Source organism: Kribbella sp. NPDC049174, from assembly GCF_043197365.1.
Lineage (GTDB): Bacteria > Actinomycetota > Actinomycetes > Propionibacteriales > Kribbellaceae > Kribbella.
Window position 1 is genome coordinate 1420513 of sequence record NZ_JBICSZ010000001.1, and the last position, 13458, is coordinate 1433970.

9 protein-coding genes and 2 pseudogenes are annotated in these 13458 nt (G+C 67.9%); 3 read left to right on the forward strand and 8 right to left on the reverse strand.

Translation table 11 applies throughout. The annotated features are described in order from the left end of the window. Positions 1-2 precede the first annotated feature (2 nt). Both ACGFIF_RS06590 and ACGFIF_RS06595 read right to left on the reverse strand, forming a co-directional pair. Positions 3-1280 (reverse strand): acetyl-CoA C-acetyltransferase, encoded by a 1278-nt coding sequence (locus ACGFIF_RS06590; RefSeq protein WP_393152136.1) that lies wholly within the window; start codon positions 1278-1280, stop codon positions 3-5. Next, positions 1277-2056 carry a TetR/AcrR family transcriptional regulator gene (locus tag ACGFIF_RS06595; RefSeq protein WP_393152138.1) on the reverse strand — a complete coding sequence of 260 codons (780 nt, stop codon included), beginning with the start codon at positions 2054-2056 and terminating at the stop codon, positions 1277-1279. The genes ACGFIF_RS06590 and ACGFIF_RS06595 overlap by 4 nt, the downstream gene beginning before the upstream one ends. 106 nt (positions 2057-2162) lie before the next feature. Between ACGFIF_RS06595 and ACGFIF_RS06600 the strand changes: the two genes are divergently transcribed. After that, positions 2163-3497, forward strand: a complete 1335-nt coding sequence (locus tag ACGFIF_RS06600) for an acyl-CoA dehydrogenase family protein (protein WP_393152140.1) — start codon at positions 2163-2165, stop codon at positions 3495-3497. A gap of 757 nt (positions 3498-4254) precedes the next feature. On the opposite strand, the gene ACGFIF_RS06605 is transcribed toward ACGFIF_RS06600, so the two are convergent. The 3 genes and pseudogenes from ACGFIF_RS06605 to ACGFIF_RS06615 form a co-directional block, all read right to left on the reverse strand. After that, positions 4255-4851, reverse strand: a complete 597-nt coding sequence (locus tag ACGFIF_RS06605; protein WP_393152142.1) for a tyrosine-type recombinase/integrase — start codon at positions 4849-4851, stop codon at positions 4255-4257. 317 nt (positions 4852-5168) lie between these two features. Next, positions 5169-5774: pseudogene (locus ACGFIF_RS06610) on the reverse strand (hypothetical protein); the annotation flags it as partial. A gap of 458 nt (positions 5775-6232) precedes the next feature. Beyond that, complete coding sequence (locus ACGFIF_RS06615) at positions 6233-7096, reverse strand: tyrosine-type recombinase/integrase (protein ID WP_393152144.1); 864 nt, start codon at positions 7094-7096, stop codon at positions 6233-6235. Here ACGFIF_RS06615 and ACGFIF_RS06620 point away from each other — a divergent pair. After that, positions 7053-7608, forward strand: a pseudogene (locus ACGFIF_RS06620) (amidohydrolase family protein); the annotation flags it as partial. The gene ACGFIF_RS06615 and the pseudogene ACGFIF_RS06620 sit on opposite strands and share 44 nt — an antisense overlap. A 207-nt stretch (positions 7609-7815) precedes the next feature. Further along, positions 7816-11298, forward strand: a complete 3483-nt coding sequence (locus ACGFIF_RS06625) for a discoidin domain-containing protein (RefSeq protein WP_393152146.1) — start codon at positions 7816-7818, stop codon at positions 11296-11298. Here the strand turns inward: ACGFIF_RS06625 and ACGFIF_RS06630 are convergent. The 3 genes from ACGFIF_RS06630 to ACGFIF_RS06640 all read right to left on the reverse strand — a co-directional run bounded on the left by ACGFIF_RS06630 (position 11214) and on the right by ACGFIF_RS06640 (position 13250). Beyond that, positions 11214-11576, reverse strand: coding sequence for a hypothetical protein (locus ACGFIF_RS06630; RefSeq protein ID WP_393152148.1), 363 nt, complete (start codon positions 11574-11576; stop codon positions 11214-11216). The genes ACGFIF_RS06625 and ACGFIF_RS06630 overlap by 85 nt on opposite strands. A 974-nt stretch (positions 11577-12550) precedes the next feature. Beyond that, positions 12551-12874, reverse strand: a complete 324-nt coding sequence (locus tag ACGFIF_RS06635; protein ID WP_393152150.1) for a hypothetical protein — start codon at positions 12872-12874, stop codon at positions 12551-12553. Positions 12875-12905: 31 nt separating this feature from the next. Next, entirely contained in the window at positions 12906-13250 is a 345-nt protein-coding gene (locus ACGFIF_RS06640; protein WP_393152152.1) for a hypothetical protein, read from the reverse strand. Between the last annotated feature and the right edge of the window lie 208 nt (positions 13251-13458).

The following is a 13458-nucleotide window of genomic DNA, read 5'->3' on the forward strand; positions in this document are numbered from 1 at the left end:
TCCTACTTCTCGAGGATGGCGACGACACCCTGGCCGCCCGCGGCGCAGATCGAGATCAGGCCCCGGCCGCCGCCGTTCTCGTCCAGTTGCTTGGCCAGCGCGGCGACGATCCGCCCGCCGGTCGCCGCGAACGGGTGGCCCGCGGCCAGCGAGCTGCCGTTCACGTTCAGCTTGTCCCGGTCGATCTCGCCCAGCGGCGCGTCCAGACCGAGCCGTTCCTTGCAGAAGATCGGATCCTCCCACGCCTTCAGGGTGGACAGCACCTGGGAGGCGAACGCCTCGTGGATCTCGTAGTAGTCGAAGTCCTGCAGCGTCAGTCCGGCCCGGGCCAGCATGCGTGGTACGGCGTACGCGGGAGCCATTAGCAGGCCCTCGGCACCCTTCACATAGTCGACCGCGGCGGTCTGCGAGTGGGTCAGGTACGCGAGCGGCCGCAACCCGCGCTCGGTCGCCCACTCGTCGGTGGCGAGCAGTACAGCGGACGCACCATCGGTGAGCGGGGTCGAGTTGCCGGCCGTCATGGTCGCGGTCTCGCCCTTGCCGTAGACGGTCTTGAGCTTGGTCAGCTTCTCCAGGGAGGTGTCGGGCCTGAGGTTCTGGTCCTTCTCCAGGCCGAGGTACGGCGTGATCAGGTCGTTCTGGAAGCCGCGGTCGTACGACGCCGCCAGGTTGATGTGGGAGCGGTACGCGAGCTCGTCCTGCGCCTCCCGGGTGATACCCCACTCCAGCGCGGTCAGCGCCGCGTGGTCACCCATCGACTTGCGGGTCCGCGGCTCCGCGTTCCGCGGGATCTCGGGCACGACGTCCTTCGGGCGTACGCGCGCCAGGACCTTGAGGCGATCCGGGTAGGTCTTGGCCCGGTTGAGGTCGAGCAGGATGTTGCGCAGCCGGTCGTTCACTGCGATCGGGGCGTCGGACGCGGTGTCGACCCCACCCGCGATCCCCGCGTCGATCTGGCCGAGGGCGATCTTGTTGCCGACCAGGATCGCCGCCTCGAGCCCGGTGCCACAGGCCTGCTGGATGTCGTACGCCGGGGTGGTCGGCGCGAGCTTGGAGCCGAGGACGACCTCGCGGACCATGTTCCAGTCGCGGGCGTGCTTGAGCACGGCGCCGGCGACCACCTCGCCGAGCTCCTGACCGCCCAGGCCGGTCCGGTCGACCAGCCCGTTGACGGCGGCGGTGAGCATGTCCGAGTTGGACGCGTGCCGGTAGGTCTTGTCCTGCCGGGCGAACGGGATCCTGTTGCCGGCGACAACGGCCACCTTGCGGGTCTCGGTCACGATTTCTCTCCTGCTCTGCTGGACCGCGAGGACTTGCTGTTGGGTTTGGGCTTGCTGTTGACCGTCGGCCTGCCGTTGGCCGTGGGAAGGGCTTTACGGCCTACCGCGGTCGCGAGGGTGGCGGTGATCGCGGTCGCCCGGACGGTGGCGATATCGGCATGATGCACGACCGGATGCCCCGGCTGCCCGCTCGACACGATCAACCCGACTCTTGCCATGTGCAACGACCCGAGCGTCTGGGTGTAGAGGTGGTTGGCCAGGTAGTCGGCGTCGACCTCGTCGAACACCCCCGACTGCTGGCCGGCCTTGAGGATCGCCGCGATCCGCTCCAGCGCCGAGGCCATCGCCGTACCGAGCTTCATCATCACCGGCTCGGTGATCTCGCCGAAGAGTTCCTCACCGGTCCTTCTCAACAGGCTCATGGCGCAGTCGGCGAAGGCCGGGTACTCGAGGCAGAAGTCGACGAACACCTCGCTGAGCGCTCTGAGCCGGTTGAGGGGTGCTCTTCTCGGGCTGTCGACCTGGGCCAGCTTCTGGTCCAGCTCGCCCAGGTAGTCGACCAGGGTGAGCGCGAACAGCTCTTCCTTACCGGCGAAGTGACGATAGATCAGTGCCTTGTTGATGCCGACCCGTTTGGCGATATCGTCGATCTGGGCGTCGATCGTGCCCCGCTCGTCGAACAGCTCGCGGGTGGCCCGGATGATGTCCCGCTCCCGGTCGCGGCGACGCTCCGCCGTGGTCCGGCGGCGTCCGATCGCGAGCAGCGCGGAGCTCATGGATCGATCTTAGCCACAGTGGTACCCCCTGGTGCAAACGACGGTTACACTCGTGGGTAACATCTGGCTGCTCGCCGTTCCCATGGTTTGCCTTGTGAGGATGTTGATGACTGATCCGAAGCCTGCCGTCTCGGCCGATGTGATGGCGCTCGCCGGTGAACTCGCCGCCGAGCGCTCCAAGCCGGGCTGGAGCCATTTCTCGCTCGCTCTGAACACCGAGCAGCAGGAGATCCGGGACTGGGCCCACACCTTCGCCGCCGACGTGATCCGCCCGGCCGCCGCCGAGTGGGACGAGCGCGAGGAGACCCCCTGGCCGGTGATCCAGGAGGCCGCCAAGATCGGCCTCTACGGCCTGGACGCCAACGTCAACCTCTTCATCGACCCGTCCGGCCTGCTGATGCCGCTGGTCCACGAGGAACTCTTCTGGGGCGACGCCGGCATCGCGATGTCCCTCAAGGGCACCGGCCTGGCGTCGTCCGCGATCTTCTCCAACGGCACGCAGGAACAGTGGAGCCAGTGGATGGGGCGGTGCTACGGCACGCCCGACGACGTCAAGGTGGCCGCCTTCTGCTCGTCCGAGCCCGGCGCGGGTTCGGACGTGTCCGCGATCCGTACGCGAGCGACGTACGACGCGGTCTCCGACGAGTGGGTGATCAACGGACAGAAGGCCTGGGCGACGAACGGCGGGATCGCCGACATCCACGTGGTGGTCGCGACGGTCGATCCTTCGCTCGGGACCAAGGGGCAGGCCGCGTTCGTCGTACCTCGGAGTGAGGTGCACGGCCTCGTGCAGGGCACCAAGCTCCGCAAGCACGGACTGCGGGCGTCGCACACCGCCGACGTCTTCTTCGACAACGTCCGGATCCCTGCTGCCAACGTGCTGGGCGGCAAGGAGAAGCTGGACGAGCGGCTGGCCCGCGCCCGCTCAGCTGCCACCGGTTCTGCCGCTGCCGGGGACCAGGTGCGCAACGCCTCGATGGCGACCTTCGAGATGACCCGCCACATCGTCGGCGCCCAGGCGGTCGGCATCGCCCGCGCCGCCTACGAGGTCGCCCTCGACTACGCCAAGACCCGCGAACAGTTCGGCCGCCCCATCATCGACAACCAGGGCATCGCCTTCAAACTCGCCGACATGGCCCTGGAGATCGACGCCGCCCGCCTGCTCGTCTGGCGCGCCGCCAACATGTCCGCGGCCCTGATGCGCGGCGAAACCCCCGACTACCGCCACGGCGAAGGCTCCATGGCCAAACTCAAGGCCGGCGAGGTAGCCGTGCGCGTCACCGAAGAAGCCATCCAAATCCTCGGCGGCAACGGCTACACCCGCGAATACCCAGTAGAACGCATGCACCGAGACGCCAAGATCTATACGATTTTCGAAGGTACGTCGGAGATCCAGCGCCTGGTGATCGCCCGAGCCATCTCCGGGATGCGGATCAGGTAGGACGACCCACGCGTGCTACGCGGGCGCTCGTCGTCGCTCCGCTCCTCGACGCGCCCGCTACGCACGCTCCCACCCGGCTTAGCGCCGATGCATTCCTTCGCCGGCTACCGCCGACGTTGGCGGGCTGCCGCCCGCACTACGCGCTGCCGCGCGGCCGACCCCACCGGGCCAGTGTGGACACAGCAGCCCACTGTGGTTGATCGTTCCCACGCCGGCGCTACGCTCGATCCTTCGTCGCGTGCTCGCCGCCGGCTCCCGCCCGCCCTTGTGCGCGCGTGCTGCCGCCCGCTGAATCGACTGCGACGTGATCGAAGCGTCGGCGTGGTCACCTTGGCCCAACGCGGTCAGTTCTTCCCACGCCGGCGCTACGCGCGATGTCTGCGTCGCTCGTCAAGTCGCTTGCGGTGTGGACACGTCCGCGGCATGGATCGTTGGGGCGACTCAACGAGGTAGCCGAACAGGCCGGCATCGGCCAATCCACGGCTTCTCAGCAACCCGACCTCCTCCGCCGCCGCGGGGGTGTGGTCACCTCCCGACGTCAAGGCAAAGTCCTCTACCGAGCCGACAGGCACGGCGCATCCGCGACCGCTCTCCGACCTCCAGACCTACCGCACCCAGAGGCCAACGGGCCGCCCGGGCGCGAACCGGTTGCGGGACCGGAAAGATCTACACCATCTTCGAAGGCACGTCGGAGATCCAGAGATTGGTGATCGCAAGGGCGATCTCAGGGATGAGAATCCGCTGACGTTCCCGCAGGTCAGAGGGCTATTTCAGGGTCATCGGGGTACAGGCCACCGTCCGGCTCCCAGGAGGTAGTGGGGGAGCGCACGGCGGCCTGCTCCGTGACTGCTACGTGAGATCTCAGAGAGAACAGACGAGCGAGTCTGGAGTCCACAGCCTTCCGCGCCCGCTGGTGCGAGGAGGGCAGCATGTGGGTGTACATCCTGAGGATGAAGCCTGGGTCGCCGTGCCCTAGGTACTCGGCCAGTTCCTTGATGTTCACGCCGTCTGCCAGTGTGATGCTCGCGTAGTAATGCCGCAGTGCATGCATGCCGTTCTTCCGGCTGGACACGTACTGCCGCCGACCACGCGCGTCCTTCGTAGGAGCTTGTATGACGCCGCCGTGAAAGAGCGCCGGCTTCCAGACCATCTCGTCGTACGTCCGCGCCCGGATGTGCTTGTCATCAGTCCAGCGAAACAGAATCTTGACGGTGCGCGGCTCCCCGTCGACCTTCTCCCACGGCAGCGTGTACGGCCGCGGCCCGACAGCCTCGATGTGTTCCTTGAGAACCAACGCTGCCCCGTCAGACATCGGAACCATCCGCTCGGTGTCGTTCTTCGGCAACGCAAACACGAACTCTCGACCATCTCCTCGAAGTCGATGTCCTCCTCCGCCAGCCCAAACAGCTCACCCTGCCGCAGCCCACAAGCCGCCCCAACGGACGCGATCGGCCGGTACTCCGGCGGATGCCTCTCAACGATCTTCAGTACGACGTCATCGCGCCAAGCAACGACCTTCCCGCCCTTCGACGAGGGCACTTTGACTACCCGTGCCTTTGCCGGATTCTTCTTGATCGTCTCGTCATCCACCGCCAGATCCAGCGTCCCGTGCAACACGAGGAACGCCGAACGCGCCGTCGATGACCCGAATCTTGCGTCCAGGTCAGCAATCCAGGCCGCGATCTCCGACGGCTTGATCGCCCTCAGTTGCCGCCGCCCAAACACCGGACCCACATGCAACCGAAGCGCAGACTCGTACTTGATCGCACTAGCCGGATCCACCACCCGCGCCGCCAACCACCGCCCCGCAACCTCCTCAAACCGAACCTTCCCGGCCCCCGGATCGATGTACTCCCCACGCTCCCGATCCGTCTCCATTGCATTCGCATGCCGCTCAGCCGGCCCCTTCGTACTGAACGCCTTCGTCCGCTCCCGTCCCTCCGGATCAACCCAACCATCCAGCCACCGCTTGCCGTTTCCCCACCTCGCATTCTGCACCCGCACGGTCGCCCCATCCGCCTGCTTGACCGGCCGAGTCCACTGATCCTTCACATATGCCACTGCGCCGCACCCTTCGTCGCATTTGATGCGCGGCAGCTCAACGTCTGAGGTCAGCTGTCCCCTCGCCTGTGCGTACGGCGTGCCTTGCGGCCTCTCAGCCCGTCCGATCCTTAGCCTCGAAGTGTGGGGACGATTTGCGCGATCACCGGCCTGATACTGACGCTCGTGGGGACGGTGCTGGCCGGCGCGGCGTTGATCGGCGACTGGCGCGACCATGGTGGCGGCCAACCACTGATTCCGCTGATTGGGCGGGCGCGGACATGGCTCGTACGGAATGTCCTGAGGCGGAGGCCGGAGGTCCACAGCGTCACGGGCACGGCGAGCGCGGCGTGGGGCGTCACGGCATCGGCTGCGGGCTACGTTTCACCGCCGAGCAACGCACCAGTAGATGTACAGATGCGGTTTGTCCGCGAGCGTCTGTTGGCGTTGGAAAGCAGGATGGGTTCCGAGCGCCGGGAGCTCGATCAAAGAATCGATCGGGTCCAGACCGAGGTGAACCGTCCCACGCCCGCTACACAGGCACTCCGTCGCTCCGCTCCTCCCGCGCCTGCTACGCGTGCTCCCACCCACCCCCCGGCTCATCGCCGGTGCATCCTTACCGGCTGCCGCCGGCAGGTGCGGGCTGCCGCCCGCGGCGCGCTACCGCGCGGGTGACCGCCGCCGGGTCGGTGTGGTCAGGACAATTGATGTGTGACTCGATCAGCCAGCGCGATGCTCGCGTAGTGCCGCAGCGCATGCATCCCGTTCTCCCGACTGGAGATGTACTGCCGCCGCCCGCGCCGGTCCGTCTTCGGCTCATTGATCACACCCGCGTGGTACAACGCCGGCTTCCACACCAGTTCGTCGTACGTCCGCGCCCGAATGTGCTTGTCATCGGTCCACCGGCACAGGAGATTGACGGTCCGCGCCTCCCCGTCGGTCTTCTCCCAGGGCAAGGTGTACGGACGCGGCTCGTGAGCCTCGATGTGCTCCTTCAGGATCAGCGCCGTCCCGTCAGACATCGGCACGGTCCGCTCGGTGTCGTTCTTCGGCAACGCGAACACGAACTCCCGCCCGAGCTTCTTCATCTGCCGCCGCATATGAATGACCATCTCGTCGAAGTCGACGTCCTTCTCCGCGAGCCCGAACAACTCACCTTGCCGCAGCCCGCACGCCGCTCCCACAGATGCAATCGGCCTGTACTCCGGCGGATGCCCGTCAACAATCCGCAGTACGACGTCATCCGCCCAAGCAACGACCCGCCCGCCTCTGGACGCGGGCACCTTGACCACCCGAGCCTTAGCCGGATTCTTCTTGATGCTCTCGTCATCCACCGCCAGATCGAGAGTCCCGTGCAGGACCAAGTACGCCGTACGCGCCGTAGACGACCCGAACCGCGCATCCAAGTCCGCGACCCACGCCGCAATCTCCGAGGGCTTGATCGTCCTCAACTGCCGACGTCCGAACACCGGTGCTACATGCAACCGCAGCGCCGATTCGTACTTGATCGCAGTCGAGGGAGGCGCCTTCGACGCGGACCAGGCCCGGGCGATCCTCACCGCCGGCGCCGCCAAGGGCCTCGGCCTCCGCGTCCACGCCAACCAGCTCGGCCCCGGCCCGGGTGTGTCCAGTTGGCCTGCGAGCTCGGTGCCGCGGCCGCCGACCACTGCACCCACCTCACCGACGCCCTCGCCTCATCCGGGGTCGTCGCCGGTTTGCTGCCCGCGGTCGAGTTCTCCACCCGCTCGCCCTACCCGGACGCCCGCCGCCTGCTCGACGCCGGCGCCACCGTCTCGCTGGCCAGCGACTGCAACCCGGGCTCCTGCTACTCCTCGTCGATGCCGCTCTGCATCGCCCTGGCCGTCCGCGAAATGCACATGAGCCCGGCCGAAGCCCTCTGGTCAGCCACCGCAGGCGGCGCCGCTCGCTCCGCCGCGACGACATCGGCCGCGTGACCGTAGGCGCTCGCGCCGACCTGGCCGTCCTCGACGCCCCCTCCTGTCTCCACCTGGCCTACCGCCCCGGCGTACCCCTCATCACCCAAACCTGGCTAGCCGGCCGCCCCCTCTGATGACCACTACGCTCTGCACCCGCCGCGAGCCCTTCAGTCCCGCGATCTCCCCATTTCTCATCAATGAGTAATGGGGTTTTTCCGTAGCGTGATGAAGTCCGTAACAAATGGTTCGTGGTTGCATCTTTTCGCTTCTTTTTCGGTTGACAGAGAGCGACTTGGGCTACGGTTTGCCGCAAGGGGAGAGTCACAATCCGGGGGGCCGGTATGCAGAAACGTTTCGCGACCGCATTTTTCGTTCTCACCACTGCGGTCGCGATGGTGCTAGGCCTCGCCGCCGCGCCCGCGCTGGCAGCCGAGGGTGATCCTGCGTCCTCCGTTGTGGCGACGTGGTCCTGCACCAGCAGCCCGTGCCCGTGGGGCCCGTCGGACACCAGCAACACGGCGGTCTGGCCGGCCGCGGCCGAGCCGGTCCGGGCCCGCTACGGGTATACCGTCTCTCACGACGTGTACGCCCCGGCGCCCAAGGTGGCGGGCTGGAAGATCACCGTCACCTCCGGCAGCGCCACCGTGTACGCCGGCCCGGCCGACGACTCGCACTCGTCGCTGGCCGCGCTGTCGGCCGGCGACAGCTACACCCTGCCCAGCACGCTGAGCAGCAGCAGCATCGTTAGCGTGCAGGACGGTGGGTCGTTCGAGTACACGATCACCCCCGGCGCCCCAACCGACCCGCCGCCGGCCTCCGGTGACGGCTCGGTGCTGGCCACCTGGAACTGCACCAGCAGCCCCTGCCCGTCGGGCCAGAGCTACACCAGCAACGCGGGCGTCTGGCCGGCCGCGGCCCAGCCGGTCCGGGCCCGCTACGGCTACACCGTCTCCGCCGACGTCTACGCTCCGGTGTCCAAGGTGGCCGGCTGGAAAATCACCGTCATCTCCGGCAGCGCCACGGTTTACGCGGGCCCGGCCGACGACTCGCACTCGTCGCTGGCCGCGCTGTCGGCCGGCGAGACCTACACCGTGTCCAGCACGCTCAGCAACAGCAGCATCGTGAGCGTGCAGGACGACGGCGCGTTCCGGGTCATCTTCACTCCGGGCGATCCGACCACGCCGCCGGCGTCCGGCTACGGTTCGGTGCTGGCCACCTGGAACTGCACCGGCACGCCCTGCCCGTCGGGTACGAGCTACACCAGCAACGCGGCGGTCTGGCCCGCGACGGCCGAGCCCACCCGGGCCCGCTACGGCTACACCGTCTCCCACGACGTGTACGCCCCGGCGGCGAAGGTGGCCGGCTGGAAGATCACCGTCACCTCCGGCAGCGCCGCCGTGTACGCAGGCCCGGTCGGGGACTCGCACTCGTCGCTGGCCGCGCTGTCGGCCGGCGAGAGCTACACCGTGTCGAGCACCCTGAGCAGCAGCAGCATCGTCAGCGTGCAGGGCGGCGCCGCGTTCGAGTACACGTTCACCCCGGGTGAGCCGGTCACACCCCCGCCGGCCGGCGACGGCGAATCGGCCCGGGTGACCTGGACCTGCACCAGCAGCCCGTGCCCGTGGGGTCCGTCGGACAGCGGGTACGCCGCCGTCTGGCCGGCCGAGACCGACCCCAGCCGGGCCCGCTACGGCTACACCGCCTCGCACGACGTCTACGCGCCGGCCCCGCAGGTGGCGAACTGGAAGATCACCGTCACCTCGGGCAGCGCCACCGTGTTCTCCGGCCCGGTCGGGGACTCGCACGCGTCGCTGGCCAACCTGTCGGCCGGCCAGAGCTACACCGTGCCGACCACTCTGAGCGGCAGCAGCATCGTCAGCGTGCAGAGCGGTTCGCCGTTCGAGTACGCCTTCGTGCCCGGCCCGCCGGTCCCGCCGCCGCCCTCCGCCTGCACCGACCCCACCACCTGCGACCCGGTCTCCTGGGTCAACGCCCGCTGGCGCTACGCCGGCACCGGCGAGAACCCCGGTGACTGGTACGGCGGCGTGATCACCTGGCCGGTCGGCACGGCCTACCAGGACAACGGCCGCTCCGGCGACAACGCGCGCACCGTCTACTCGGAGTCGGGCGTTCCGCTCTACCCGTACATGGGTGCCTGGGCCGACGGGTGCACCGTCCGCGTGGTCACCGGCCGGGTCCTGATCGTCGAGTGGGAGCGCGGTACGGACGAGTGGCGGGAGACCCGCGTGAACGCCGGCCAGGCGTACACCATCTCGCTCAGCGGCTCCGAGGACGGCGCCATGATCGAGACGGACAACGACGTCGAGCCCTTCACGGTCTCGGTGAGCAACTGCACCCCGCGGCCGCTCTCGGAGTCGAACAACCGCCTCCCGGTGGCGAACGCCGGTGCGCCGCAGTCGGTCGTGGCTGGTACGACCGTGACCCTGAACGGGTCCGGCACCGACGCCGACGGCGACGACCTCACCTACGCGTGGACCCAGACCGGTGGACCGGCGGTGACGCTGTCCAGTACGACGGCGGCGAAGCCGACCTTCACCGCCCCGTCCTCGGCGTCCACGCTGACCTTCAGCCTGGTGGTGCGAGACGGCCGGGCCAACAGCGCGGCGGCGACCACCACGGTGACCACCACCCCGGCCAACCAGGTGCCGGTGGCGAACGCCGGTACGGCGCAGACGGTCAACACGGGTACCACGGTGACGCTGGACGGATCCGGCACCGACGCCGACGGCGACGACCTCACCTACGCGTGGACCCAGACCGGTGGGCCGGCGGTGACGCTGTCCAGTACGACGGCGGCGAAGCCGACCTTCACCGCCCCGGCCACACCGGCCACGCTGACCTTCAGCCTGGTCGTGCGGGACGGCAAGGTGGACAGCGCGGTGTCGACCACCACGGTGACCGTCACCGGTCCGAACCTGGCCCGGGGCAAGACCGCCACCCAGTCGAGCACCAGCGGTACCGCGGTGGCGGCCCGGGCGGTGGACGGCAACACCAACGGCGTGTTCGCGAGCGGCTCGGTGACCCAGACCAACACCTCCACCCAGCCGTGGTGGCAGGTCGACCTCGGTTCCGCGGCGGCCGTCTCCACGGTCACGGTGTGGAGCCGGACCGACTCGAACCGGATGGGCAGCGGCTCGGTGTTCATCTCCTCGACCGACATGAACGGCCGGTCGATGTCCTCGCTGCGGGCCGACGACTCGGTGAAGGAGATGTCGTTCTCGGCGTTCTCGTCCACCACCAACAGCCTGACCCTGAACGCGGGCAGTGCCACCGGCCGGTACGTGCGGGTGCAGCTGTCAAGCATCTTCACCACCCTGAACCTGGCCGAGGTGCAGGTCGGCGGCACCACCGGCGCCGTGAACCTGTCCACCAACCGGCCGGCCACGCAGTCGTCGACCGACGTCGGCACCGCCGCCCGGGCCGTGGACGGGAACACCAACGGCGTCTTCGCCGCCGGGTCGGTGAGCCGGACGGCGTCCAGCTCACAGCCGTGGTGGCAGGTCGACCTGCTGACCAATTCCCGGGTCGGCAACGTCACGGTGCACAACCGGACCGACGCCTCGGCCGACAAGCTGAACAACGCGGTGGTGTTCCTCTCCACCGCCAGCATGTCGGGCCGGACCTACGCCCAGCTGATGGCCGACTCCACGGTGACCAAGCTGAACCTCGGGGCGACGCCGGGGGCGGTCACCAGTCTGCCGACCAACACCGTGGCCCGCTACGTCAAGGTGCAGTCGCCGGTCACCAGCGCCGGTGTGATCAGCCTGGCCGAGGTCACGGTGACGGGCACCCAGCCCAACTGACGCACGACCAGGGATCCGTCTCGGTTCGTCCCATCGACGAAGCGCACGGTCCGGGCTCCACGCCCGACCGACCGTGTGAGGAAAGCCAGCGATGAGCGAGCCGGGACGAATCCTTCGTGCGCCGCGGGTCCGCTGGCGGACGGCGAAGCGGCGGCCATGCTGTCCGCCTCGATGACGAGCCGCCGGCCGGTGTCCGCCAGGTCGACCCGGGCATGGAAACGATCGTCGCCGCTCCGCACCCGCGGAACGAATCCGTCGAGCTCGGCTTCGATCAACACCGCTCGCAGTATCGATTCGAGAACCGACTCGCTGCGTCCGTCCAGATGCTCGGCGACCCGGAGTGCGGCGCCGCAACCCGCACGGCCCAGCTGCCGACCAGCGGGGCCAGCAGTTCGGCGCGACTGACCGATCGGCCCGGGCGGGCGAGTCGGCGATGGCGGGCGCGGGCCCGAACGACAGGGTCCGCGCGCATTCGACCAACGTGCGCAACGGCGTCGTCACGGCATCGACCGCCGGCGCGTGCGCCCAGTGCACGACGACCGACTCGCTACTGGGCCGGCGATCGCGATGCCGGGGAATGGTACGCGGAGCGCCGGATCGGGCCTTACCCAAGTAGCTCCTGAGTAGATGGTTCTTGCGTCAAACCACGTTGCTATGGGCAAGTTCCTGCTCCGTCACAGCTCCGTGGGACGCTGACAAACCACGATCACGGTTGATCAGCAATGAGACGCAAACCCGCAGGTCAGACGCCATATGTGGTGTCCTTCGACTCACTCGGCGTGAGGCTGGAGGAGATCTACACCTCTTCGAAGGCACCTCCAAAATCCAGCGCCTCGTCATCGCCCGAGCCATCTCCGGGATGCGGATCAGGTAGGACGACCCACGCGTGCTACGCGGGCGCTCGTCGTCGCTCCGCTCCTCGACGCGCCCGCTACGCACGCTCCCACCCCACCCCCGGCTCTCGCCGGTGCACCCTGGTCGGCTACCGCCGACGTTGGCGGGCTGCCGCCCGCACTACGCGCTGCCGCGCGGCCGACCTCACCGGGGCAGTGTGGACACAGCAGCCCACTGTGGTTGATCGTTCCTACGCCGACCCTCTCGGGCAAGTGCTGCCGCCCACTTCATCGACTACACCGCGATCGAAGTGCGAGGCTGGTCCTTTGACGACGGTGGTGATCGGCGAGTCGCTCCAGGTGGAACGGCGGAACGGACGCGGGGTGCAGGGGACTTGAGGAGAACGAGGGACGTCCCCTCAGCACGTCCGCTCCGCCGGCTTGGTGGCGATCAGGACCTCGTGAGTGCAGTGGCGGAGGTGGTCTCTGATCTTGGCTGGGTGCCCGAGTACGGCGAGGTGGTGCATTGTCGGCACGACGAGCGGTTGCCGGTCAGAGTCCAGGAGCGATGCGAGGAGGTCGAAGGCTGCATTGGGCGGTCCGGGCTCTTCGACGGACACCTTGGTGAGCTGTAGCCCGTGTTCCGTCGCGTACGCCTTCAGTCGCTGGTGGACGGCGAGCAGTTCGCCGGTGTTGCGCACGAAGGACATCGAGATGAACCCGAGGGCTGGGGTAGCCGGCATGTGCACCACACGTTCCTTACGGTCGCGATGGCTAGCCGCCGACCACGATCGTGATGCCGTTGGACTCAAGTCGCTGTCGTACTGAGGTTGGGTCGCCGGCGACCTCGAGGTGCTGGACGTCGGGCGTGATGATCATTCGCTGTGCTTCCTGCATCACGACTGCGAGCAGATCGTGGAAGGCCTCGGGCGATGTCTCGATCTCCTCGACGTGAATCGCCATGAGCTGCACTCCACGAGTCTGAGCTGCATCGACGATGAGCTGCCGAGCTTTCGCCAGCTCGGTTTCGTTCATGAGGAAGTGCTTCCGGATGTAGCCGTACGCCCGCATGGCGTCGCCCCGCTCGTAGTGATCCGTATCTGGCAGCGTGCTAGTCATCTGTCCCACCGCCGTGTCATTCGTTGCGGCCAGAGAGGTCTCGCACCAGGTCCGTGATCATTGCGATAGTCAGGCTCGCGGTCACAGATCACGATGAACAGTGGCGTCGTCATGGTGGGCGTCCTTTATCGGTTGTTGTAACGCTCTGTATCCACACCATGGCGCTGTGACCGCCTTCCCCACTACAGGCGGTACTCATCGAGCCGAC

Coding starts and splice junctions, on each gene's coding strand:
- ACGFIF_RS06595 (WP_393152138.1), bottom strand. CDS start 2,056: ATGAGCTCCGCGCTGCTCGCGATCGGACGCCGCCGGACCACGGCGGAG.
- ACGFIF_RS06600 (WP_393152140.1), top strand. CDS start 2,163: ATGACTGATCCGAAGCCTGCCGTCTCGGCCGATGTGATGGCGCTCGCC.
- ACGFIF_RS06625 (WP_393152146.1), top strand. CDS start 7,816: ATGCAGAAACGTTTCGCGACCGCATTTTTCGTTCTCACCACTGCGGTC.
- ACGFIF_RS06635 (WP_393152150.1), bottom strand. CDS start 12,874: ATGCCGGCTACCCCAGCCCTCGGGTTCATCTCGATGTCCTTCGTGCGC.
- ACGFIF_RS06640 (WP_393152152.1), bottom strand. CDS start 13,250: ATGACTAGCACGCTGCCAGATACGGATCACTACGAGCGGGGCGACGCC.